Origin of the sequence: Halothiobacillus neapolitanus c2 (assembly GCF_000024765.1) — a bacterium.
In the GTDB taxonomy this organism is placed as follows: domain Bacteria; phylum Pseudomonadota; class Gammaproteobacteria; order Halothiobacillales; family Halothiobacillaceae; genus Halothiobacillus; species Halothiobacillus neapolitanus.
The window spans coordinates 549,783-572,500 of sequence record NC_013422.1; the positions used below are offsets into that span (position 1 = coordinate 549,783).

19 protein-coding genes and 1 riboswitch (1 of these 20 only partly in view) are annotated in these 22,718 nt (G+C 55.0%); of the genes, 17 read left to right on the plus strand and 2 right to left on the minus strand.

What is annotated here, in order from left to right; all coding sequences use genetic code 11:
* Positions 1-147 precede the first annotated feature (147 nt).
* Positions 148-6,675, plus strand: coding sequence for a hybrid sensor histidine kinase/response regulator (locus HNEAP_RS02600; RefSeq protein ID WP_012823408.1), 6,528 nt, complete (start codon positions 148-150; stop codon positions 6,673-6,675).
* Positions 6,672-7,244: a chemotaxis protein CheW gene (locus HNEAP_RS02605; RefSeq protein WP_012823409.1), complete on the plus strand. Its 573-nt coding sequence runs from the start codon at positions 6,672-6,674 to the stop codon at positions 7,242-7,244. The genes HNEAP_RS02600 and HNEAP_RS02605 overlap by 4 nt, the downstream gene beginning before the upstream one ends.
* Before the next feature lie 99 nt (positions 7,245-7,343).
* Here the strand turns inward: HNEAP_RS02605 and HNEAP_RS02610 are convergent, their stop codons facing one another.
* Complete coding sequence (locus HNEAP_RS02610) at positions 7,344-7,988, minus strand: hypothetical protein (protein ID WP_012823410.1); 645 nt, start codon at positions 7,986-7,988, stop codon at positions 7,344-7,346.
* Between the two features lie 196 nt (positions 7,989-8,184).
* Complete coding sequence (locus HNEAP_RS02615) at positions 8,185-10,038, minus strand: TonB-dependent receptor domain-containing protein (protein WP_012823411.1); 1,854 nt, start codon at positions 10,036-10,038, stop codon at positions 8,185-8,187.
* 39 nt (positions 10,039-10,077) lie between these two features.
* Positions 10,078-10,229: riboswitch (cobalamin riboswitch) on the minus strand.
* Between the two features lie 445 nt (positions 10,230-10,674).
* Here HNEAP_RS02615 and nudE point away from each other — a divergent pair.
* From nudE to queE, 15 genes are all read left to right on the plus strand, one after another.
* Positions 10,675-11,253, plus strand: coding sequence for an ADP compounds hydrolase NudE (nudE, locus tag HNEAP_RS02620; protein ID WP_012823414.1), 579 nt, complete (start codon positions 10,675-10,677; stop codon positions 11,251-11,253).
* Between the two features lie 33 nt (positions 11,254-11,286).
* Complete coding sequence (gene cysQ / locus HNEAP_RS02625) at positions 11,287-12,108, plus strand: 3'(2'),5'-bisphosphate nucleotidase CysQ (RefSeq protein WP_012823415.1); 822 nt, start codon at positions 11,287-11,289, stop codon at positions 12,106-12,108.
* 57 nt (positions 12,109-12,165) lie between these two features.
* Positions 12,166-12,774, plus strand: coding sequence for an anthranilate synthase component II (locus HNEAP_RS02630; RefSeq protein ID WP_012823416.1), 609 nt, complete (start codon positions 12,166-12,168; stop codon positions 12,772-12,774).
* Positions 12,771-14,030: a multidrug effflux MFS transporter gene (locus HNEAP_RS02635; RefSeq protein WP_012823417.1), complete on the plus strand. Its 1,260-nt coding sequence runs from the start codon at positions 12,771-12,773 to the stop codon at positions 14,028-14,030. Before HNEAP_RS02630 ends, HNEAP_RS02635 begins: the two co-directional genes overlap by 4 nt.
* Before the next feature lie 143 nt (positions 14,031-14,173).
* Positions 14,174-14,914, plus strand: a complete 741-nt coding sequence (locus tag HNEAP_RS02640; RefSeq protein WP_012823418.1) for a YebC/PmpR family DNA-binding transcriptional regulator — start codon at positions 14,174-14,176, stop codon at positions 14,912-14,914.
* A gap of 1 nt (position 14,915) precedes the next feature.
* Positions 14,916-15,482 carry a crossover junction endodeoxyribonuclease RuvC gene (ruvC, locus tag HNEAP_RS02645; RefSeq protein WP_012823419.1) on the plus strand — a complete coding sequence of 189 codons (567 nt, stop codon included), beginning with the start codon at positions 14,916-14,918 and terminating at the stop codon, positions 15,480-15,482.
* The gene (gene ruvA / locus HNEAP_RS02650; protein WP_012823420.1) at positions 15,479-16,099 is read left to right on the plus strand and encodes a Holliday junction branch migration protein RuvA; all 621 of its coding nucleotides are present in this window, start codon (positions 15,479-15,481) and stop codon (positions 16,097-16,099) included. The genes ruvC and ruvA overlap by 4 nt, the downstream gene beginning before the upstream one ends.
* Entirely contained in the window at positions 16,099-17,145 is a 1,047-nt protein-coding gene (gene ruvB / locus HNEAP_RS02655; protein WP_012823421.1) for a Holliday junction branch migration DNA helicase RuvB, read from the plus strand. The genes ruvA and ruvB overlap by 1 nt, the downstream gene beginning before the upstream one ends.
* Positions 17,142-17,552 (plus strand): tol-pal system-associated acyl-CoA thioesterase, encoded by a 411-nt coding sequence (ybgC, locus tag HNEAP_RS02660; protein WP_012823422.1) that lies wholly within the window; start codon positions 17,142-17,144, stop codon positions 17,550-17,552. Before ruvB ends, ybgC begins: the two co-directional genes overlap by 4 nt.
* On the plus strand, positions 17,549-18,226 hold the full coding sequence (tolQ, locus tag HNEAP_RS02665) for a protein TolQ (protein ID WP_012823423.1): 678 nt from the start codon (positions 17,549-17,551) through the stop codon (positions 18,224-18,226). The genes ybgC and tolQ overlap by 4 nt, the downstream gene beginning before the upstream one ends.
* 3 nt (positions 18,227-18,229) lie before the next feature.
* On the plus strand, positions 18,230-18,685 hold the full coding sequence (gene tolR / locus HNEAP_RS02670) for a protein TolR (protein ID WP_012823424.1): 456 nt from the start codon (positions 18,230-18,232) through the stop codon (positions 18,683-18,685).
* 2 nt (positions 18,686-18,687) lie between these two features.
* Positions 18,688-19,725 (plus strand): cell envelope integrity protein TolA, encoded by a 1,038-nt coding sequence (gene tolA, locus HNEAP_RS02675; RefSeq protein WP_012823425.1) that lies wholly within the window; start codon positions 18,688-18,690, stop codon positions 19,723-19,725.
* 69 nt (positions 19,726-19,794) lie between these two features.
* Positions 19,795-21,102 (plus strand): Tol-Pal system beta propeller repeat protein TolB, encoded by a 1,308-nt coding sequence (gene tolB, locus HNEAP_RS02680; RefSeq protein ID WP_012823426.1) that lies wholly within the window; start codon positions 19,795-19,797, stop codon positions 21,100-21,102.
* A 74-nt stretch (positions 21,103-21,176) separates the two neighbouring features.
* Complete coding sequence (ybgF, locus tag HNEAP_RS02685) at positions 21,177-22,142, plus strand: tol-pal system protein YbgF (protein ID WP_012823427.1); 966 nt, start codon at positions 21,177-21,179, stop codon at positions 22,140-22,142.
* A protein-coding gene (gene queE, locus HNEAP_RS02690) for a 7-carboxy-7-deazaguanine synthase QueE (protein ID WP_012823428.1) crosses the window boundary here: on the plus strand, positions 22,139-22,718 show its 5' portion. It continues 104 nt past the right edge of the window; the window shows 580 of its 684 coding nt (coding positions 1-580); the start codon lies at positions 22,139-22,141; the stop codon falls past the right edge of the window. The genes ybgF and queE overlap by 4 nt, the downstream gene beginning before the upstream one ends.

Below are 22,718 nucleotides of genomic sequence, written 5' to 3' on the forward strand. Positions count from 1 at the left end.
TTCGTGACGAAGGTTGTTCTGCGTAGTCACGGATTGAACTCGAATTCTTAACGAATGATCGTTCTCTCAGTCGTTCAATCGGCTGTAGTAACGACGGATTCGGTGGTCAAAGGACTGTCGATCACATCCTAGGAGCGGTTTGTGGCTATGCGCACAGAATCAAAGGTGGACTCAATTGTTCTCGATCGGCTCAAGGAAGGGCTCAATGAGAAAATCGATCAGTTACTGCGTGCACTTGAAGATTTGAGCAGCGGTGCGGGCGGTAATGAACTCGTTTTCGAGTCCTTGGATGCCGTCAAAGCAATCGACGCTGTTCTGGCTGTCTCCGATTACCAACTTTTGCGCGTCATGCTCAAAGAGCAGATGTCCGCACTCACTCAGCTCGAAACCAATCCGGAAAAAGCAGCTGTGCTTGTCACCACAGTGACCGAAGCGGCATGGATGCTGCGTGCTTTGCTGGATCGATTGAGTGTTGGTGCGACAGTAAACGCCATGAGTTTGCTCCCGATGATCAATCGATTGAGACAATCTCAAGGGCTCTCGGAAGTCGATACGGAAAATGTGTTGGCGCGTTCGACCGTTCTCTGGTCGGAGAGTCGAGTCTTCGTCAATCCCTATGTCGGGCAGATTGCCGCCAAATCGGAAGAGAAGACCAAGTCGAATCAATTGCTTGCTTCCATGGAGCAACAAATTCTTCTGCTGATGCGTGGCGATGTAACCGCGATCCCTGGATTGATCGAAACGTTTGATCGGATTATCGAGCGGGAAGTTAATAGAGCGGTGGTTGTGGCTACGCGTTCCTTTGAAGAATTGCTGGGCGCAGTTCACCAAGATCAGGAACGTTATTTGCCTTTGGCCAAGCGCATGATCGGGCGAGTACTCCGATTGTTCCGAATGGAAATCCAGGGGCGTGACTCTCTGCATATTCGTTTCGAAGCAATTGAATTTGCCACAGATATGCTCCTTGAGTTGGTTCGTGTGTTGCCGGACGACAGCGAGTTATGTGGTGAGCGCGTCAGTAACTGGCACGAGCTACTTTCTACCGATGGTGAGCGTGTCCGCTTCCTCGGGTTAGAAACCTCCGCTTTGACACAGGTTGCACAAGTGCTCTCAGAAGAGCTGAACGCGGCTCAAGATGTGCTTGATTTGTTTGTCCGAGGCGCCAAGAGTGATCTTGAGCCGTTGGTCCGTATTCAACCAAGACTCGAGCAAATTGTCGGTGTGCTCGCTGCATTGAATTACGAGCATGAGTCCGGATTGATTCAAGGTGCATTGGAACAGCTGATTCAGGTGACGCGCGGAAGCGTTCTGTTCGATGATGATTTCCTGATGCAACTGGCCGTGGCGATCATGACGACAGAACAAGTTGTGTCGCAAATCGGGCACTTGATCGTGGATGACAGCAAGTCATTAACATCGGTCGATCGCGTTGTTTCCGAAGCACTTATCCCGCTTGCCACCGCATGTTATGAGGATGTCATCGCCTCCAAGGAAGCGGTGAATATGGCATTGAGGCCAACCGGTCAACCGGTGGCTCCAGATACACTTACAAATGCAGCTCGTTTGATTGCTGGCGTGCGTAATGTGCTGGAAATGGCAGAGCTGCGAGCCGCGATGCCTTTGATCAATGGCTTGCACCGTTGGCTTTTTCTGCATGTCAATAATCTGCAACTCGTGCGATCTGAGACTATTTCAGCGCTTGCCGAAGTGTCGGCGGCCGTTGAGTTCTATCTCGAAAATTTGCGGGACCATCAGAAAGAGATGGTGCAGTTTTTGGACGGTGCCTTGCAGATGTTGCCTGTCTTGAACGGGGGCACAGAAGCGCACGAAGGCGAGCAGCCAAGAGAAACCCTCGAACCGCAAAATCACAATCTTGACGTACAAACGTCGATTGACGAAGAGCCCCAGCAGCCAGTGGATGAGTCCTTGGCCAGCATGGATGAGCTTATTGCACAATTATCCATGCCGAACTCAGACGAGTTTGTTGAAGAGGCGGAAGTTGCCACAGCCCTTCATGGTGAAGAAACGGCCGTTGATGCGATGCCGTTAGAAACACTCGACCCGCCTGAAGATTCAGACACGGCGCCAATTGAAGCCGGTGAGCTCCAGGCGCCAGAACTCGTGCTGGATGAGAATTTTGTGCTCGATGTTTCTGAAGAAACTCATTCTGGTGAAGATGCAGATGTGCTCTCTCAATCAGCGCGCGAGCCGGAAACTGCATTTCTGGCACCCGACACCATCGAGGCAATACCGGCAGAAGAGCCATCGACCGAGCCGATGGTTGAGTCTGTCGAGGACAACGCGCATCTTGGGAACTTTGATCTGATAGAGCATCAGCACGAAGCAGCGTCGGGCGAGGAACCGGCTGGTGAAGCGTCGCAAGTTAAAGCAGATGCTGAATTCGATCTGCCTGCGGCGTGGGCAGCGGAGCTGTCACTCGATCTGGAGCAAGATGAACCTGTTTTTGAACAGAAATCTGCCGAGACACCGGTAGCGGAAGACGAGCCGCTGCCAGACTTTGAGACACTCGATCTGTCTTTGCCTCCATCTGAGAAGGAACCCGTTGAATCAACAACTGAATGGTCCTTCCTGCAGAATGCTTCCGATTCAGACATTGATTTGACATTGCCGCCGAGTGACCCACAGTCACCTGAGCATCCCTCCTTTCTGGAAGAGCCCTTCAATTCTGATCTGTCACTTGACGCACTCTCATTGCCGGATATTGAACAAGCACCTGGTCGTGCGCCGGAATCAGAGACTGGAATGGTATCTGATGCTGAGGTGGGAGAATCCAGTGCCCCTTCGGCAACCCCAGAGTTTGAAGAAACGCTGGATGAACTAGCGATCGAGATGCGGGAAGTTTTTGCAGAAGAGATGCAAGAAGAGTTGCCCGCGTTGCTGGAAGCGGCCCGAACTTGGTCCAACCAGGGTGGTCGAGATCATCTGGTTACGCTCCGTCGTGGTTTTCACACCATAAAGGGTAGTAGCCGGATGGTTGGTTTGACTGCCATCGGTGATTGGGGGTGGTCATACGAGCATCTGCTGAATCAAGTGCTGGACGACCGAGTAACCAGCACGCCTGCGTTGCGTGCCGATGTGCTCTCGGCCGTCTCGCTCATGAACGAGGCATTGCCTGTCCTATCTCAGGGACAATGCCCGCCCGTGTCGTATTGGCAGGAATCTTTGGGGTGGGCTGAGGCTTGGAGCAATGATCAGTCGAAGGATGGGGCCGCCTCCGAATCCGCCATTACGGAATCCGCTCCTGAAGCTGAAACCCTGGTTGCAGAAGCAGATGTGCCGACGGTTGAGTCGCACGAATGGGTTCAAGATGCACCCTCTGAGGTTGACGAAAACATCCTTGAAAAGTTCGCGCCTTCAGAAGAAATACTTCAGGAGTCTGAAGCGTCTGTGACTGAAACTTCTTACGAACAAGAAGTTTCGTCTGACACGGATGCAGATGGCGAAGTTTGGCACGTTGAAATGTCATCGATGGATGACGACACGGATACTGAGCATCCAGATCGTTCACCGACCGTGGTTGACGAGACAACGGTTTTGCCTGCTACAGAACCAGTGTCGGAACCAGAGGAAGCCACGGCGCAGGAACTGACACCTGAACCCGCACCGGTTATTGAAGATCCGGTATTGCGTGAAATCTTCGATCAGGAATCCTCGGGTTATATCCATCAGTTGCGCCAACAGGTCGATCACGCTTTGATTAACTGGGTTTCTTTGCCCTGTGACAAGGAATTGGTTCGACTGGTCCATACGCTCTTGGGCTCTGCCAGAACCGCGGGTGTTCAGCCGATCGCGCGCATATCCAACCGGCTTGAAGAATGGATTCGCCTGCTTGAAGAGCACAACCATTCGCTGGAACACGAAGACCTGGCGGTATTCCAGCGTTCGTTGTTGATGATGGACCGTTTACGTCAATGGGCGATTGAGCCGGCCTTCGATCAACCGGACGAAGAACCGATTGAAGTTGAAATTGCAGCGCGCATCGATCAGTTGTTGGTCGAGATTCTTTCCGCCGAACCCGAAACGGAAGAATCAGTGGATGAATACGCTGAATTTGCTTTGCCAGAAGTGGTTGATTCCGCAGAAGAAGAAACGTCAGAAACTATTCAGGCGGTACCTGAGGCTTCAACGCCCTTGTTCGAGCGAAGCGCTGACATTGGTATGTCCGTTCGTCCCGACGATATGCCGGGGGATCAAGACCCGGATATTCTGCAGATCTTCCTTGAGGAAGCGGAAGAGTTGCTGGAAAAGGCGGATGGTTACATCGCCCACTGGCGTCAGCACCCGCACGATCTCGATTCCATTCGATTGTTGCATCGCAACCTGCACACCCTCAAGGGTGGCGCGCGTATGGCGGGCCTGCTGAATCTCGCCGATGTTACCCATTTGCTGGAGGATCGACTGGATCGTGCCAGAGATCGTGGGGGTGAGCAGGCCGATGTCCTGATTGCTCTGGTTCAGCACACCTATGATGCATTGGGCAAGATGCTGGATCTGGTTCGCCGTCAGGCGCCAATTCCCGCCCAAATCAATTTGTTGGCCCAGATTGCGAACGAAGGTTCCGCTCATGCCATCGAAGCCCTTGTTTCGGATGATGAGGCATTGCGTGAACCCGTAACCGCTCAGATCGAAGAACCTTTCGCTGAAAGTGTATTCGAGCAGTCGGTCGAGGCACCTGCTGATGGGTCGGCAGTTACCGGGTCGGTCGAAATGACCGAGTCCGCCGAGTCCACTGCGCCCCATGCCGCAGCAGTCGCGAACGAAGTGCGAAGAGAACAGATTCGTGTTGATGCAGACCGGATTGATGACCTGGTCAATCAGGTTGGCGAAAACGTGCTTTTGCAAGCGCGTGTGGATCGACAGGTCAATGGTTTTGAACGGCAGTTATTTGAGTTGCAGCAGACTTTGACTCGCTTGCGCGGTCAGTTACGGCGCTTGGAAATTCAAACCGAGTCGCAGATGAAAGCCGAGTTGATGGCTGAAACGGGCTTGAGTGCAGAGGAGTTCGATCCACTCGAATTCGACCGGTTTACGCAGGTTCAGGAATTGAGCCGCGGCATCATGGAAAGCTTGGGTGATATTTCGAGCATCGAAGAAGCCATGAGCGATATCACCGAGCAATCTCAGCTGCTCTTGCTGCAACAATCCCGTTTGGGGCGCAAACTGCAGGATGGCATGCTGGCTCTGCGTATGGTCCGCTTCAACGACGTCGTTGGGCGTTTGCGCCGGATTGTCCGTCAGGTGGGCGATGAAATGGGGCGCAATGCCGAACTGATCATCCACAATGGCGAGACCGAACTTGACCGGGTCACGATCGTTGGCTTGTTGCCTTCGCTGGAGCACATGATCCGCAACAGTCTGGCCCACGGTATCGAGTCGCCGGACGAACGGCGTGTTCTGGGTAAACCGGAAGTAGGGCAAATCGAAATCACCATTGAAAGTGCGGGCGGTAACGTCACGCTGGAGATGAAAGACGATGGCCGCGGGCTTGATCTTGATGCCATTCGTCGCAAGGCGGTTGAGCGCAAGCTGATTCCTGCCGATATCGATCTTTCCGATGATGAAGCACGCGCCCTGATTTTCCTGCCGGGTTTCTCGACCGCAGGCAACGTATCTCAGGTGGCCGGCCGCGGCGTTGGCATGGATGTGGTCGCAGGTTCTGTCCGGGAGATGGGCGGTTTTGTGGACTTGCAGTCCGAGTTTGGCAAGTTCACTCGAATTCAGCTCAACCTGCCGCTTACTCAGGCCATGACGCGCGGCATCCTGATTTCGGTTGGCGATAATCAATTTGCCATCCCGTACAAGGGCGTCGTGTCTGTAACGCGAATGACCTCTATTCAGCTGGCAGAGCAATATGCCAGTCCGAAGCCGGCTGTGACGCTCAATGGCGAGCAATATCCCCTGTTCTATCTGGGCGAATTGCTTCGTCATGAACCGTTCAATGCCAATGCTCAGGAAGTGGGTGTACGTGCTGTCTTCCTGTTCAAGTTGGGTGAACGGCGTTTCGCCGTGCAGGTCGATCACCAACTGGGTGGTATTCAGCTATTTGTGAAGTCCTTGGGACCACAACTCGGTCGGATTCCGGGCTTGTCCGGTGCCACGATTTCCGATGAGGGCAATGTGATCCTGGTGCTTGAGCTTTTCGAACTGGTTCGTCAGTTCCAGCGGCGCGATGATCGTCATCTTGATCTCACGGCTCAGGTGAGTGTGCGTCGTCGTCCTGTCGTGCTCGTGGTCGATGATTCTCTGACTGTACGTAAGGTCACCGCGCGCACGTTGGAGCGGAATAATCTGGATGTGATCCTTGCGCGAGATGGCGTCGAGGCACTCGGCTTCCTGCATGAGCAAAAACCGGATGTGGTTCTGACCGATATCGAAATGCCGCGGATGGATGGGTTCGAACTGTTGGGCGCCATCCGGAATGACGAGCAGACGCGTAATGTGCCCGTCATCATGATTTCATCGCGAACCGGTCAGAAACATCGTAGCCGTGCGGAAGCGTTGGGCGTGAGTGCCTATTTGGGCAAGCCTTATGCTGAAGCGGATCTGATCGGACGAATCGAAAGTTTCATTACAGACGTTCGTGATCGGACGAGGGGAAGTGGCTCTGCCCTGGAAGAGGGGCGCAGTATCCAGAACAATGAGGAGCAGGGATGAGTAATTCGAACGAATCTACTTTCCTCGCTGGGGCTGCGGGCACCCACGAGGTTGGTGTGGGCCCAGGGCCTGCCGAAACAAAAAAGGTGCGGATCGTGCGCTTGCCGACACAGGTTAGCGATATGGAAGTCATTGTGCCCTACGCCATGGTGGCCGAGATCACCGAGGTCATGCTGCCAGAAGGTGGCACGCACCTGAGTCGACTGGATGCAGCCATGGTTGATTGGCGTGCGCAGCGCATACCACTGGTCAGTCTGGAAGCTATGCTGAACGAACCGCTACCGACGATTGGTCAGCGTGTGCGTTGTGCCGTCATGTATGGCTCGAATCCCGACATTGCCTTGCCTTACTACGCCGTGCTCCTTTCCGGTGTCCCGCGTTCGGAGGAAGTAAATATGCATAGCTTTTCTGAAGAAGCCTCCAGCGAGGGCGGGTTCTGGCGCTTGAGTGCGGAAATGGGCGGGCGGCGTGTCGGGGTGCCCGACATTCGCTGGCTTGAATCGCAGATTGACGAGATGCGTATGCGGTTTGATCGAGACTCGACTACTGCCTTAAACGAAACACTTTAATCAATCCTAGCGACAGATGAGCAAAGCCCCCATTTACGGGGGCTTTTTTTTGCGCTCATTCTGTCTGGCGCATTGCTTTGCGAGGCAAGCGGTTTTCAATCAATGGGCCGCTTTGGGATTGCTCAACCTGATTGTTAGGGTTTGAGCAACAATCATCACGCCCAGACCCAAGCCGACGTAGAGATTGGTGGATGCCATGTAGCGCCCCAGATAGCCCATTACTCGTTGAAGATAATCACCCAGAGTTAAATCGACGAAATGCCCGGACCAAGCCCAGAAACTGAGATTGGAAAGGGCGAAAGCGGCGATAACGCCCAAGGCCAACCACCCGATGACAGCCAAGATCGTCGCAAGAGCAGGTTCATCCTCGCGCATTGAATGCCGGCTCAGTCGCCCGGCACCCCACAGGGCGCCATACGCCAGCAGCAACCCCGGATAAGCGGGCGAGAAGCAACCGGTCATGCCCAGACCGTCTGTCCACACGGCTGCAAGATCAATGACGACGGCCAACCCCATCAACGCAACAAACATCCAGCGCGCACGCAGGTACAGACCAGCGAGAAAAAAGGCCGCCCACGAAGTGTCGGCGATATGCAGCACCGCGCTGAAGTGGTGGTAGCGCGTTGCAGCCATCGATAAAACCAAGACGGCGAACAGCAACAACTGGGCGCTGGGTGTCGGTTTATCCAAAAAAGTGGCGTGCGACGATGTCTTGAGTTCGCTGTGATCGGCAATGGTTTTCATAATTAATCCTGAACGAAATAGCGCAAGGTCTAAGACCTGATCTGTGACGGGTTTTTGGGCAGCTTGATTGAAATGCTCGCCTCGTTGTTAATTATCGCAGTAAATGCACCACATGGAAAAACGGATTCATCCTTTCCGGTTTAATGGAATGGATGAATCCGTTTCGACGAGGCCCCGTGATGATGGGGGCTTGAAATTACAACCCGTAGCGCAGCGTAAATAACACGGTGCGTCCGGCCTGATGGTAGTCGTAGGCAGTTTGGTATTGTTTGTCCAGAACGTTGCTCAGTTTCGCCTCAATGTGCCAGTTTTGACTATAGGCGTAGCTCAGTCGCAGATCTGCTGTGGCGAAGCCGTTATTGATTTGGCTAAACGTGGATTCATGTGTTGCCGTCTGCCCTCGAACGGTCACCCCCATGCGCCAAGCGCCGAGCTTTCGATCCACATCAACCCGACCGCTCCATTTTGGTTGACGAGGAATACTGACACCGGTTTCCCGATCGACGGCTGATATCCAAGTGGCGCTGCTATTCAAGGCCCAATCGGCATTGTGCCATCCCAGTTGCCATTCCGCGCCGATCGATTGCGCCTGATTGATGTTGTAAGGCACAAAGTTCGTGCTTGCGCTGGATGCAATCAGGTCGCGGGTTCGGGTACGGAATGCCGTCAGGCTGGATGTCCAGCCGTTGTTGTTCTGCCAGTTGAAGCCCAGTCGGGCGGTACGCGAGTGTTCTGGTCTAAGATCCGGGTTGGCATAGCCGCCCGGATAGTAAAGAAAGTTGAAACTCGGCACATGAAAGCCGGTGCCATAACCACCGGTCAACGCCAAAGATGGATTGAGTTGCCAGCTTAAATCGACCGAGCCGGTATTGGCCGAGCCAAACTGACTGTTGCTGTCATGCCTAAGCGCCGTCTGGATGGATAAATCGGCTATCTGCGTCGCGTATTGGGCAAAAACGCCATTGTTATGACGGCTGGTCACATCATAATTCACGCTGCTGGATACGTGATCGTTCAGGCGGTCCGCACCCAGTGTCAATAAACCCTGGCCGATACTAAAATCGTTGGCGAGGCTGAACGAATCTTGCCGACTGTTATATTCGGAAACGTATTTACCGTCATAGTATTGGGTCTGGCGTTCGATATTGCGCCCAGCACTGGCCCGCAGCTGCCAGATGCCGATTTTCATCAATGCGCCATCCAGCCCGAAATTCTGCTGCCGGGATCGTTGCTGATTACCTGCAAAGCTGCTGCCGTCATAATCGGTGAATGCGTTTGTACCGAGCCAGTGAACACCGAGGCGTGCGCCGTTGTCTCCGGTGTAGTTGAGGCGACCGCTGGCTGAATTATTGCGATAACCGTCGTTATCCGGTTGATTGACCGCGAAGGGTGAGCCGGTGGTATCGGTGTAGGCGTTGAACCCGCCAGTTCCTTGGTGCGATGCACCGATCGAGTAATCGAACGGGCCATTACCGCCGCTGACATTGGCCGAGGTCTCGAAAGTTTTGTTGCTGCCACCGGCGATGCTAAATGAAGGTTGAATACCTTTTTTGCCCTTGCGCGTAAAAATCTGGATCACGCCACCCATGGCATCCGCGCCGTATTGCCCCGAACGCGGTCCCTTGATGATGTCGATATGATCGATCAGGGCGACTGGCAGATTTTCAAGATACGCCGCGCCCGCCGTAAGCGAACCTATCCGCACGCCATCGATGAGCACAAGTGTTTGACTGCCGCTCATGCCCCAGATCGATGCGGTCGTTATCTTGCCTGGCCCGCCTTGGTTGACCATGTTGATCCCCGCCCGGTTTTCAAGCAAAGACAAAACCGAAGTGGCTTGCAACCGCTCAATTTCTGCACGAGTGATGACCGTTTCGGGTACACCCGCAAACGCGACCGGTGCACCGTGACTGGCGGTGATATTTAGATCCGGTAGGGTAGAGGGCGAACCGGCCAGTGCTGACAAGGGAAAGGAACAAGCGGTCAGGTATGCGCAGGCCAGTGTGGTGCGGCCTGTACGGTGACGACCGGACATGGGGAATTTGTACATGATGAAAACTCACGATCTGGGCGTGCCCACCGCACGCCGATGTGGAAAAAGCTTGAGGCCGGTCTCCGGGCTTGTGCTCCATCAAGATGAAAGCACCTACCGTTGCGGGGGCAGCGCAGGAATAACCTGCTTCCCAGTTTCACCCGATGCCACCATAAAGGGGGCCGGGCACCTCGCGCACAGGCTGAGCATTTTGACGGTTGCCGGGCTTGGGTCAAGCAGCCAGTGCTTGAATTTTTATCATTATTAATATGAATAATAAGCGGGTTTGGAACGAGGTGAGGGCATTCTGACCTGACGGCTCGGTATTTCTCCCGGTATTCCGTCCGGCAATCGGTATACTGAATGGCATGGGATACCTCGGAGATGTTCTGCGATGGCAATGCAAGAGATGAATAACGCCATCCAGGCCATTTCAGTGAACGGATAGTAAAATGCGATTTTCTTTTCGTATATTCCCCATGAATTGATGTCAGGGAATCTTGAAAAACCCGTCATTCCCGCTTTCGCGGGAACGACGAATCACGGGTATTTCGAGTTGCTCGTCATTAAAAATGTTGGAGTGTTTCTGCTCCATGTGAAGTCTCTGAATGTATCGGAGGTTTCTTGCGAACGTGTTATTGAGTGATTGTTGAAATGCCGGTAGAACAGCCTCCAAAAATGTGCGCGGTGCGACCCTTGGTTGAAACTAGATTGTTTGCCGTCGAGGCGGTCGATCTTAAGTTTGCTAACGGTGTTGAGGTGACGTTCGAACGCCTCGCGGCCAAAGGTCGGGGTGCCGTTCTGGTCGTGCCGATTCTGGATGACGGACGGATCGTCCTGATTCGCGAGTACGCCTGCGGTACGGAGCGTTATGAGCTGGGCCTTCCCAAGGGGCGGATTGATGGCGACGAACCGATTCTTGAGGCTGCAAATCGTGAGCTGATGGAAGAGGCCGGCTTTACCGCGGCTCAACTTACCCTGCTGCGGGAGGTTACCTCGTCTCCCGCTTATTCGGCACAGCGGACGCACATCGTGCTGGCGACCGGGTTATCACCCCGTCGTTTGCCGGGCGATGAGCCCGAACCGTTGGAAGTGGTGACCTGGCCCCTGGATGACTTGGACCGACTGGCATTCGAGGGGCAATGCAGTGAAGCGCGTTCGATTGCGGCGATGTATCTCGCGCGAACCTACTTGGCACACTCGCCCGCAAACGATCAGAAAAATCCCGCATGATGATCAGTTATAACCCTAAAGGCTTTTTGAACCATGAATGACTGGTTATCGCTTCGTGATCCTGTGCGCAGTATTGCCGCTCAAGCTGGCGAGGCGATCATGCGCGTTTACGCGGAAGATTTCGACATCATGCACAAGTCTGATGATTCGCCAGTCACCGAGGCTGATCTGTCGGCGCATCGGGTGATTAAGGCCGGTCTGCAGGCATTGACGCCGCACCTTCCGGTATTGACCGAGGAGGGTGGCTTGCCGGATTGGTCTGTGCGTCAACAATGGTCGGACTATTGGCTGGTCGATCCGCTCGACGGTACCCGGGAATTTGTGAAACGTAACGGCGAATTCTCCGTCAATATTGCACTCATTCACCAGCACCAGCCGGTGCTGGGGGTGGTGTACGCACCCGCTACCGGTGCCGAGTTTGCGGGTGTCCAGGGTGTGGGCAGTTGGCGTTTCACCGCGCAGGGGGCACAGCCGCTTAAAGTTCGGCCTTTGCCGAATCCAACGATCACACTGGCCCTGAGCCGTTCGCATGGCAGCCGTCGCGAGCAGGCGCTGATCGACGCACTGACCGAGCGCGCGGGTGAACCGCAGGTAATCCGTTGCGGTAGTGCCTTGAAAACCTGTTTGGTGGCCGAGGGGCTGGCGGACCTGTATCCCCGATTCGGCCCGACTTCAGAATGGGATACCGCCGCCTCGCAATGTGTGCTGGAAGCCGCGGGTGGGCAATTGGTTGATCTCAATGGTCAGCGCCTCACCTATAATCGTCGGGCGGTGGTGCTCAATCCGTCGTTTCTCGCCTATGGCGAGCGCCTGCCATTGCCCTTGGCGCAATTGGCGCGGATTTCGGCCGATTAAGCAGAACTTGCCGATCATTCAGCATATTTTTAGCGTGTTTTTCAGGAAGTTAAGATCATGGTTTTAATGCTCGACAACTACGATTCGTTCACCTTTAATCTGGTTCAGTATTTGGGCGAGTTGGGTGTCGAGGTCTGGGTGGCGCGCAACGATCAAGTCACGGTCGAGGAGATCGCCGCGCGCGCACCGTCGCACATCGTGATTTCTCCCGGCCCCTGCTCGCCGTCGGAAGCGGGCATCTCGATTGATGTCATCCACGCGTTTGCGGGGAAAACTCCGATTTTCGGCGTTTGTCTGGGTCACCAGGCGATCGGTCAGGCGTTTGGCGGGAAAGTGATTCGCGCCAAGGAAGTGATGCACGGCAAGGTTTCCCCGATTCATCACAGCGGCGAAGGCGTGTTCGCTGGCTTGCCGAATCCATTTGATGCCACGCGCTATCATTCCCTCGTGGTCGAACAGGCGAGTTTGCCGGACGTGCTCGAAGTGACCGCATGGACGCAATATCCCGACGGTTCATTTGACGAAATCATGGGTTTGCGCCACAAGACCTTCGTCGTTGAAGGCGTTCAGTTCCACCCCGAATCGATTTTGACTGAGCACGGCCACCAACAACTCAAGACCTTCTTGGGCTACCAAAGCGCGGTACGAGAACCCGCGTACGCATGAGTTCGCCGGCGGCGCGCTTGGCGCCGAAGGCTTTTCTGATTGTACCGCTGGTGGCGAGTCTGCTCATGATCGCCCCGTTTACCGTGGATGCGTACCTGCCGTCGTTCCCGGCCATCGGCCATGAATTTGGCGTCGATCAGGCGACCATGCAGCTCACGCTGAGTCTGTACCTCTGGTTTTTCGGCGGCATGATGCTGGTGCATGGGCCGCTTTCCGATACGTTCGGGCGAAGGCGCATGGTGCTGATTTCTCTGACCGTGTACGCGCTGGCATCCGTGGGCGCCGCCATGGCGGGGAATATCAATGAGTTGATCGCTGCCCGTGTCATCCAAGGTATCGCCGCCGGTGCAGGCGTGGTGATTGGCCGCGCTCTGGTGCGGGATTTATTCGAAGGTGCCACGGCGCAGCGGGTAATGTCGAACATCACGCTGGTCTTTGCGATTGCCCCGGCGATTGCCCCAATCATTGGTGGCGTGCTGGATACGTGGTTGGGTTGGCGGTCGGTGTTCTGGTTCCTCGCCCTGTTCGCTGCCCTATCGATGGCTGGGGTGTTCGCGTTCATGCCCGAAACAGTCGGCGCGCACAACCGGCAATCCATCGCGCCGTTATTCATTCTGAAAAGTTATGGTCGCGCATTAAGTCACGCCCCGTTCATGGGGCTGACGCTGGTGTTCGCGCTGCTGTTCTCGGGGATGTTCCTGTACATCGCCGCCGCGCCGATGGTTCTGGTCGGACACTTGCAACAAACTCCGACCGATTTCTGGAAGTTTTTTGTGCCGCTGGTCACCGGGCTGATCTTGGGAAGTCGAATCAGCAATGTTCTGGCCAGCCGATTTGCGCCGATGACCACCGTCAGCATCGGTATCGGTATTGTCACGTTGGCGGTCATTTTTAATGTGGTGCAAAGTTTTTGGTTTGCACATCATTCCTTCGGTCTGGGTGAATGGCGTGTTTGGTTGACGGTATCGCCCATCATGATTTATGCCATGGGTATGGCGACTGCAATGCCATCGCTCAACCTGATGGGGCTCGATTATATTCCCGCGCAGCGCGGACTGGCTTCTGCCCTGCAAGGATTCACTCAGATGATCCTCGCCGGGATCGTTTCGGGACTTGCTGTGGCGCATCTCGCCCAGAATCTGCTCTGGTTGGCCTGGGGAATGGCGGCGTTGTGGCTTCTGGCTGCGTTGATCTGGATCGCGTGGTATCGCCGGGCACCGCGACTGGGTTTTGCGAGCGAGACACGGCATGCATGAATCCGTTTTGAAGCTGTACTTATGTGCGTGCTCTGGGATGCTGTGTGGACATCATCAAATTGCCCGGTTGCGTGCCGGCTTGGGTTGCGGCACAGATGATAGAATGCGGTTTTGGATTGATCGACACTACGAGGAAGGCAGCGATGGCCGGCCATAGCAAATGGGCAAACATCAAGCACCGCAAGGCGCGTCAGGATAACAAGCGCGGCAAAGTCTGGACGAAGATTATTCGCGAAATCACGGCGGCTGTGCGTGTCGGAAAATCTGCAGATCCTTCGGTTAATCCACGTTTGCGTTTGGCGTGGGACAAAGCGCTTTCGTCCAATATGTCCAAGGATACGGTGGAGCGGGCTGCCAAGCGGGGTGTGGGCGCCGGTGACGGTGAGCATTATGAAGAGATGCTTTACGAAGGGTATGGTCCGGGCGGCGTGGCTGTGTTGGTGTACTGCATGACGGATAACCACAACCGCACCGTATCGGATGTGCGCCATGCATTCACCAAATTTGGCGGAAATCTGGGGACGGATGGCTCGGTTGGGTATTTGTTCAACAAACAGGGCGTTTTATATTATCCGCCGGGTGTGGATGAGGATGCGTTGATGGAAGCGGCACTTGATGCCGGTGCACAGGATGTGCAGGTCGGTGAGGATGGCGCTGTCGAAGTCATCACGACGCCGGAAGATTATGTGTCGATCAAGGATGCCCTGAAGGTGGCTGGTTTCTCGCCCGAAGAAAGCGAGTTGGCGATGCGTGCGGCGGTCACTGCGCCGGTCGAGGGTGATCAAGCTGTCAAGCTGGTCAAGATGATCGACATGCTTGAAGATCTCGATGACGTCCAGGAAGTATTCCACAACGCGGACATTCCTGAAGAGGCGTACGCATAACGTGGCCCGTTTGCGCGTCATGGGTATCGATCCGGGTTCGGTCACCATGGGTGTGGCCGTGCTCGACTTCGAGCGTGGAAGTGCAACCCAGATTCATCTGCAAAGCGTTTCGCTCAAGCCACATGGCTCGTTCACCGCGCGATTGGGGGCGATCTACGCCGAAGTCGATCGATTGATTGACACCCATGCACCGGATGAATTCGCCATCGAGCAGATTTTCATGTATCGCAGCCCCGAGTCTTCACTCAAGCTGGCGCAGGCACGTGGTGTCGCGATTGCCGCTGCTGTCGGGCACGGTTTGACCGTACACGAATACATGCCCGCCGTTGTCAAACAGGCCGTGGTCGGCACAGGGCGCGCTGACAAACTTCAGGTGCAACACATGATCAAGCGTTTGCTGTCTTTATCCGAGAGCCCGCCCGCCGACGGCGCGGACGCCGCAGCGGTGGCATTGTGTCATTGCTATCGACGCACCTCGTTGGCCGGGATTTCGGCGGATGAAGTCGGGGTCGAAAAAACCGCCATGCAGTTGCTGGCTCAGTCACGTTACCGGAGACGCAGTCGATGATCGGTCGCCTCAAGGGCATTTTGGTCAACAAGCAACCCCCCTGGATTCTGCTGGATGTGCAGGGCGTGGGCTATGAAGTCGAAGTGCCGCTTTCCACCTTGTTCGATTTGCCCGCCAACGGGCAGGAAGCTACGCTCCTGATTCACACCGTCGTGCGGGAAGATGCCTTTTTGCTTTATGGGTTCTCGCGCGAAGTCGAGCGCAAGCTGTTTCGGCATTTGCTCAAAGTCACGGGTGTCGGTGCCAAACTGGCGTTGGGTGTGCTTTCCGGTATGAATGCTGAAGAATTTGCCGGCGCGATTGCCCGCAATGACATTGCCGCGTTGATTCGATTGCCCGGTGTGGGTCGAAAAACCGCCGAGCGTCTGGTCATTGAGATGCGTGACCGACTGGCTGAGGGGTTTTTCGACGGTGCCACATTGGCGACCGCGGCGGGTAAGATGGGCGATGTCGTCCCACTTGCCGGTGCCGATCAAGAAGCCATGAGTGCGCTGGAAGCCCTGGGCTACAAGCCCGCCGAATCGCAGCGCATGGTCAAGGCCGTGCCGGGTGCAGAGACGTTGCCCGTTGAACAGATCATCCGTCTGGCACTCAAGCCATTCGCGGGTAAAGCGTGATGACAGATCGCGTCATTACCGCAGAAAGTGTGACTGAAGACGAGGCCATCGAACGCGCCTTGCGTCCCAAGCGGCTGGTCGATTACGTGGGCCAACCTGCGGTGGTCGAACAGATGGAAATATTCATCCCGGCGGCGCGGCAACGGGGCGAAGCGTTGGATCATGTGCTCATTTTCGGTCCGCCGGGGCTTGGAAAAACCACACTCGCCAATATCATTGCCCACGAGATGGGCGTGGGTCTCAAACAAACATCGGGGCCGGTGCTTGAGCGTCCGGGTGACTTGGCGGCGCTACTGACCAATCTCGAACCGAATGATGTGTTGTTCATCGATGAGATTCACCGGCTTTCGGCCGTGGTGGAAGAAATTCTCTACCCGGCGATGGAAGACCATCAAATCGACATCATGATCGGCGAAGGACCTGCTGCGCGTTCGATCAAGCTCGATTTGCCGCCGTTTACCCTTGTTGGCGCCACAACTCGTGCGGGGATGCTGACCGGCCCGCTGCGAGATCGGTTCGGCATTATTCAGCGTCTGGAATTTTATTCAGTGGCGGATTTAACCCGCATTGTTAGTCGATCCGCCCAACTGATGGGCGTCTCGATTGATGCTGGCGGTGCGCAAGAAATTGCAGCTCGGGCGCGAGGCACGCCGCGAATTGCGAACCGCCTTTTGCGCCGCGTTCGCGATTTTGCTGAAGTCCGGGGCAATGGCACGGTTGATCAGCCGATGGCGAACGCGGCACTAGATTTGTTGCAGGTGGATGCGCGCGGGTTTGATCAGCAGGATCGACGTCTGCTCGAAGCCTTGATTCACAAGTTCGATGGCGGCCCGGTCGGTCTGGATAACATTGCCGCCGCCATCGGTGAGGCGCGCGATACGATTGAAGACGTGCTGGAACCGTTCCTCATTCAGCAAGGTTTTCTGGTGCGCACGGCACGAGGGCGGATGGCAACGCGCCAGACTTATGCCCACTTCGGTTTCCGTCCGCCCAGTGCGTTCGAGTCGCAGCAAGGCACATTGCTGCCTGAGGAGGAACCGCAGTGACCACGACCGATATTTTCTATTGGCCGGTTCGCGTGTACTACGAAGACACCGACGCCGCGGGTGTGGTTTACTATGCCAATTATCTGAAGTTTTTCGAGCGCGCACGCACGGAATGGTTGCGCGCGCGCGGTTTCGAGCAAGATATGATGCGTGAAGAACACGGTGTCGTTTTCGTCGTGTCCCGGCTGCAGGTAGACTATCAGCGTCCGGCAAAATTCAACGACGCATTGCGTGTCAGTTGTGAGATGCGAAAATGCGGTGCCGCCTCGATGAGTTTCCATCAAGTGGCCGAACGAACTTCCGATCAGATACCCTTGTCACAGGCGACGGTGCAGATCGTGTGCGTCGATGCCGACAGTTTCAAACCAACCCCAATCCCTAACGCCATGCGGAGCTATTTTTTGTGAGTACAGAACCTTCGGTAATGCACCTTGTTTTGGGCGCGAGCTTACCCGTGCAACTCGTGCTTTTGATCCTGCTTTTGGCCTCTGTGGCGTCTTGGGCGTTGATTTTTCATAAGTCTTCATTATTGCGTCGCGCCCGCGCGCAGGCCAAGCGGTTCGAGGAAAGTTTCTGGAGTGGTGGCAGCCTGAACGATTTTTACGATCGAATCAGTCGCGATCCACGCCCGCGCGAAGGTCAGGAAGCCATTTTTGAAGCAGGCTTTCGCGAATTCAAGCGTCTGCGTCAGATAGAAGGCCGCAGTTCATCCGAGTTGCTTGAAGGTGTCGAGCGCGCCATGCGGGTGACTTTGCATCGACAAATCGATAAGTTCGAGGAAGGCTTGTCCGTTCTGGCAACCATCGGCTCGGTCAGTCCGTATGTCGGTCTATTCGGGACTGTTTGGGGCATCATGAGCGCGTTCATGAACCTTGGTAATGCGCAAAATGCGACGCTTGCGACGGTTGCGCCGCCGATTGCCGAGGCATTGATCGCCACCGCGATGGGCCTGTTCGCGGCCATCCCCGCTGTAGTGGCCTATAACCGTTATTCGACGCAAATCGATGAGCTGTTCGGCCGTTACGATCGATTCACCGATGAGTTCCTCGGCTTGCTCCAGCGCCAGATTGGGGGGCAGTAAGTCATGGATCGTCGTGGGCGTCGAACCCGCCGTGTGGTTGCCGAAATCAATGTCGTGCCCTACATCGACGTGATGTTGGTGTTGCTGGTGATTTTTATGGTTACAGCCCCCATGCTGCAACAAGGTGTTGAAGTGACGCCGCCAAGTGCGGCTTCCAAAGCGTTGCCGCAATCGGATGATGTGCCGATCGTGATAACGGTTGATAAAACAGGGCAGTACGCAGTCTCCGGTCAGGATGCGCCATCAGGGCAGGTTCCGCTTGACACGATTCAGGCTTACGTTCTGGCGGCGCGAAAACTCAATCCAAAGATTCCCGTGCTGGTCAAAGGTGATAAAGACGCCAGTTACCAGTTTGTTATGGGGGCGATGGTGGCCATGCAGAAGGCTGGTGTGGACAAAGTTGGGCTTGTCACCGATCAGCCGCGCAGCAATTCAAACTCGCCAAGCGGAGGCAAGTAAGCATGTTCCGCTGGTTTACACGTATGCCGTTGTCCATCCTGTTGGCGATTGCGCTTCATTTGTTGATCATCTTGTCTGTGCTGATTGCCTGGAAATTCAATGCTTTTTCAGCGGCCTCGCAGTCGTCAAGCACTTCGAATGAGCCGGTCATTCAGGCGCAATCCGTCTCGCAAGCCGCAATTGATCAGCAGGTCAATCGGCTTAAGCAGGCTGATCAACAGCGGGAAAAGTCGCTCAAGCAGCAGCAAACAGAGGCCCAGCAGGCCGCTGCCGCTCGTCGAGCGGAGCAGGCTCGTCTGCAACAGTTAGAAGCGATGCGCGAAGCCAAGCAGAAGGCGGCTGCCGCACAAGAGCAACAGTTGAAAGCCCTTCAGGATGAACAGAAAAAGGCTCAGGAATCCGTGCAGGCGCAAAAGCAGGCGCTAGCAAAGATGCAGGAAGAAGCCGCCAAGGCAGCCGCTGAAAAACAAGCGGCTCAAGCGGCTGCTGCCAAAGAACGGGCCACTGCGGCTGCGGCCAAGCAGGCAGCGGCTGAAGCAGCGGCGCAGGCGGAACAAGCTAAGAAACAAGCAGCGGCTGAAAAAGCCGCAGCCGAAAAGGCGGCCAAGGAGCAGGCGGCCAAAGAGAAAGCCGCGAAGGCCGCTGCCGACAAGGCTGCAAAAGAAAAAGCGGCCAATTTGGCTGCCCAGAAGGCGGCTCAAGCGCGCAAAGCGGCCTTGCAACAGCAGCTCCAGGATGAGTTGAGTGCAAGCCAGGCTCAGGGAATTCTGGCAGCCTACGCCGCCGCCATTCAGCAAAAGGTGACCGCTCAGTGGTTCAAGCCGCCGGGCTGGCAGCCTGACTGGACATGCGATGTTCGAATTTCGCAGGCCAAAGATGGTACGGTGCTCAATGTCAAAATATTGCAGTGCGACGGTGACCAATTGTTCCAGCGATCTGTTCAGCAGGCCGTTGAGCGCGCGTCGCCTTTGCCTCTGCCTTCGGATATGTCGTTGTTTCAATCGACGATCAATTTCAAGTTCAGGGCGAACACACAATAGAACTGTTTCGTTGTTGCTTTGACGAGTGACGATATTTTTATGAAAAATGAAAGACACAAGGTGAAGAGCATGAAAGCGCGCATTCAACGCTGGGGTTTATGGATTCTGAGCGGATTGCTGTTCCTCGCGCCGGCGGTAAGCCAGGCCGAACTGAATATTGTGATCAGTGGTGGACAGGAAAGCGGTGTTCCCATTGCCGTGGTTCCGTTTTCTACAACCACAAACACGGACTTTGCTTCGATCATTGATGCCGATCTGGCGCGTTCGGGGCAGTTTGCGCCATTAACCACAGATCAGATGCCGAGTCAGCCGTCTGCACCGGAGCAAGTCCAGTTCGATCAATGGCGTACGGGCAAGGCGCAATATCTGGTCGTCGGCAAGGTGGTTCAGCAGGGCGGTAATTATCAGGCAACTTTTTATTTGTTGAACGTTACCAACGGCCAACAAATGACCGGGCGGGTGATCTCAGCACCGGTTTCCGCCGCACGCAGCATTGCACACCGAATTGCTGACATCATCTTCAAACAAATCACCGGCGTGCGCGGTGCATTTGATACGAAGATCGCCTACGTGACCGAAACAGACGGTCCGGGCAAAAAACGGCGCTATACCTTGGAAGTGGCTGATTCGGATGGTGCCAATCCACAGACGGTTTTGAGTTCCAACTTTCCACTGATGTCGCCGACCTGGTCGCCAGATGGAAGTAAACTCGCCTATGTATCCTTCGAAGGACGTCGCTCAGGTATCTGGGTTCAGGACTTGCGCACAGGCCAGCGTTATCAACTAACAAAATTTCCGGGCATCAATGGGGCGCCAAGTTGGTCGCCAAAGGGCAATAAGATTGCTATCACACTGTCCAAATATCACAGCCCGAATATTTATGTGGTCGATCTGGATACGCGAAATCTGACACAAGTCACCAATGATGGCTCGATCAATACGGAAGCCTGCTGGTTGCCGGACAACCAGACCTTGGTATTCACTTCGGATCGTTCCGGTTCGCCACAATTATTTGAAAAGACGGTGGGCACTTCTTCTGCTCAGCGTCTGACGTTCGGTTTGTCGTATGCGGCAGGTGGTGCAATTTCTCCTGATGGTAAAACACTGGCCCTGTTGGCGGGTGGCAATGGCGGTTTCCGTGTTGCCGTTCAGTCTTTGTCGGGGGGGGGTAGTGATTTGCGCTACATCAGTAACGGCGGTTCAGAGGAGCGGCCGAGTTTCGCGCCTAACGGATCGATGCTGATCTACGCATCACAGGTAGGCGGAAGCTCGGTGTTGAAAGTCAGCCCTGTTTCGGGTGGTGAGAGCCAGACCTTGCGCTTTGCCCGCGGCAAGGTGCGTGACCCAGCCTGGGGACCATTTCAAGGCGATGAATAGTTAAAATAGAGCAGTCGCAAGATCGAGCAAACAATAGCTTGGCCGTGCGATGCTTGCATATATAGGAAATCCCCATGAATCGTTTGAAAATAAAACGTAACGCAAAAAAAATCACTGTGTTAGCCGTATTTGGTATGGTCATGACACAGCCCACTTGGGCGCAGACACCACCCGGTTGGCTAAATTGGAGTGATAAATCAGACGCAGCGCCAGCGGCCACTACGCAAGCACCCGAAACGGATGCGCAGTCAGCAACACCGCAGCCACTTTCATCGCAGCCACTGGGTACAGGTGAAACGGGTGTAAATACGGCTTCTGGGCAGACGGTTATTATTCAAAATCTGCTGGATAGTGTGTCGCGGTTGCAAGAACAGGTCCGGGATCTTCGCGGTCAAAACGAGGTGCAGGAAAATCAGATCCAGCGGCTGCAAAAAGCGCAACAGTCCGCATTCAGTTCCTTTGATGATCGTCTGTCAAAACTTGAACAAACGGGTGGTAGTACTTTAGCGCCGTCTGCACCGGTTCCCCCAAGCGTTCCGGCAACTAAGGAACCTGCCGCTTCAGTGCCGACAGCGCCTGCGCCAGCATCCTCCGCTTCTGCAGCGCCCGCCGCATCGCCTGCGCCTGCAACCAGTCAAGATGCAGCAGCCACTGCAAAGCAGCAGGCACTGTATAACGCAGCGTTCGCTCAGTTAAAGGATGGGCAGTACGATCAGGCAATCACCGGATTTCAGGCCGCTATCGATGCTGATCCGCAGGGTCAATGGACGCCAAGCGCACTGTTCTGGCAGGGCGAGACTTATTACGTAGAGCAAAAGCGGGATAAGTCTGAAGCGGCATATCAGAAAATATTGACCCAATTCCCGAATAGCGACCGAGTGCCAGATGCTCTGCTTAAAACGGGCTACATCGCCTACGACGCAAACAAAAACAAACAAGCTCGGGATATTTTCCAGCAGGTGATCAGCAAATATCCTCAAAGTCAGGCGGCCAATCTGGCAAAACAGCGGTTAGCGCGCATGGATGCTGAAAAAAGATGATCTCAGCCTTGGACGACATCGCCATACAAGAGAAGGCTCCACTGCAGTTGCGGATTACGGAGATATTCCGCTCATTGCAGGGAGAATCTGAAAGTGCAGGCTGGCCGACAGTGTTCGTGCGGCTTACCGGGTGCCCGCTACGGTGCGTTTATTGTGATACGGCTTATGCTTTCACCGGCGGTGAGCGACTGAGTTTGTTGTCCATCCTCGACCAAGTTGCCGCATACCATACTCAGGATGTCTGCGTAACAGGTGGCGAGCCGTTGGCTCAACCAGCCTGCCTGCCTTTGTTGACGTCGCTCTGTGATGCTGGGCATTTGGTCAGCCTGGAAACAAGTGGTGCACTTTCCATCGAAGGGGTTGATCCGCGGGTACGCGTGGTGATGGATCTGAAAACGCCGAGTTCGGGTGAAGCTGAAAAGAATCGATTTGAGAATATTGATCTGCTCAAAACCAGTGACGAAATCAAATTTGTCATTGGCAGTGCAGAAGACTTCAAGTGGGCAGTCCAGCATGTGCGCCAATTTCAGATGGATAAACGATTTAATGTTCTTATATCGCCCGTATTTGGCCAGG

Coding starts and splice junctions, on each gene's coding strand:
- HNEAP_RS02610 (WP_012823410.1), bottom strand. CDS start 7,988: ATGAAAACCATTGCCGATCACAGCGAACTCAAGACATCGTCGCACGCC.
- tolB (WP_012823426.1), top strand. CDS start 19,795: ATGAAAGCGCGCATTCAACGCTGGGGTTTATGGATTCTGAGCGGATTG.
- tolA (WP_012823425.1), top strand. CDS start 18,688: ATGTTCCGCTGGTTTACACGTATGCCGTTGTCCATCCTGTTGGCGATT.
- HNEAP_RS02635 (WP_012823417.1), top strand. CDS start 12,771: ATGAGTTCGCCGGCGGCGCGCTTGGCGCCGAAGGCTTTTCTGATTGTA.
- ruvA (WP_012823420.1), top strand. CDS start 15,479: ATGATCGGTCGCCTCAAGGGCATTTTGGTCAACAAGCAACCCCCCTGG.
- cysQ (WP_012823415.1), top strand. CDS start 11,287: ATGAATGACTGGTTATCGCTTCGTGATCCTGTGCGCAGTATTGCCGCT.
- ruvB (WP_012823421.1), top strand. CDS start 16,099: ATGACAGATCGCGTCATTACCGCAGAAAGTGTGACTGAAGACGAGGCC.
- HNEAP_RS02640 (WP_012823418.1), top strand. CDS start 14,174: ATGGCCGGCCATAGCAAATGGGCAAACATCAAGCACCGCAAGGCGCGT.
- HNEAP_RS02600 (WP_012823408.1), top strand. CDS start 148: ATGCGCACAGAATCAAAGGTGGACTCAATTGTTCTCGATCGGCTCAAG.
- HNEAP_RS02605 (WP_012823409.1), top strand. CDS start 6,672: ATGAGTAATTCGAACGAATCTACTTTCCTCGCTGGGGCTGCGGGCACC.
- nudE (WP_012823414.1), top strand. CDS start 10,675: ATGCCGGTAGAACAGCCTCCAAAAATGTGCGCGGTGCGACCCTTGGTT.
- ybgF (WP_012823427.1), top strand. CDS start 21,177: ATGAATCGTTTGAAAATAAAACGTAACGCAAAAAAAATCACTGTGTTA.
- tolR (WP_012823424.1), top strand. CDS start 18,230: ATGGATCGTCGTGGGCGTCGAACCCGCCGTGTGGTTGCCGAAATCAAT.
- HNEAP_RS02630 (WP_012823416.1), top strand. CDS start 12,166: ATGGTTTTAATGCTCGACAACTACGATTCGTTCACCTTTAATCTGGTT.
- HNEAP_RS02615 (WP_012823411.1), bottom strand. CDS start 10,038: ATGTACAAATTCCCCATGTCCGGTCGTCACCGTACAGGCCGCACCACA.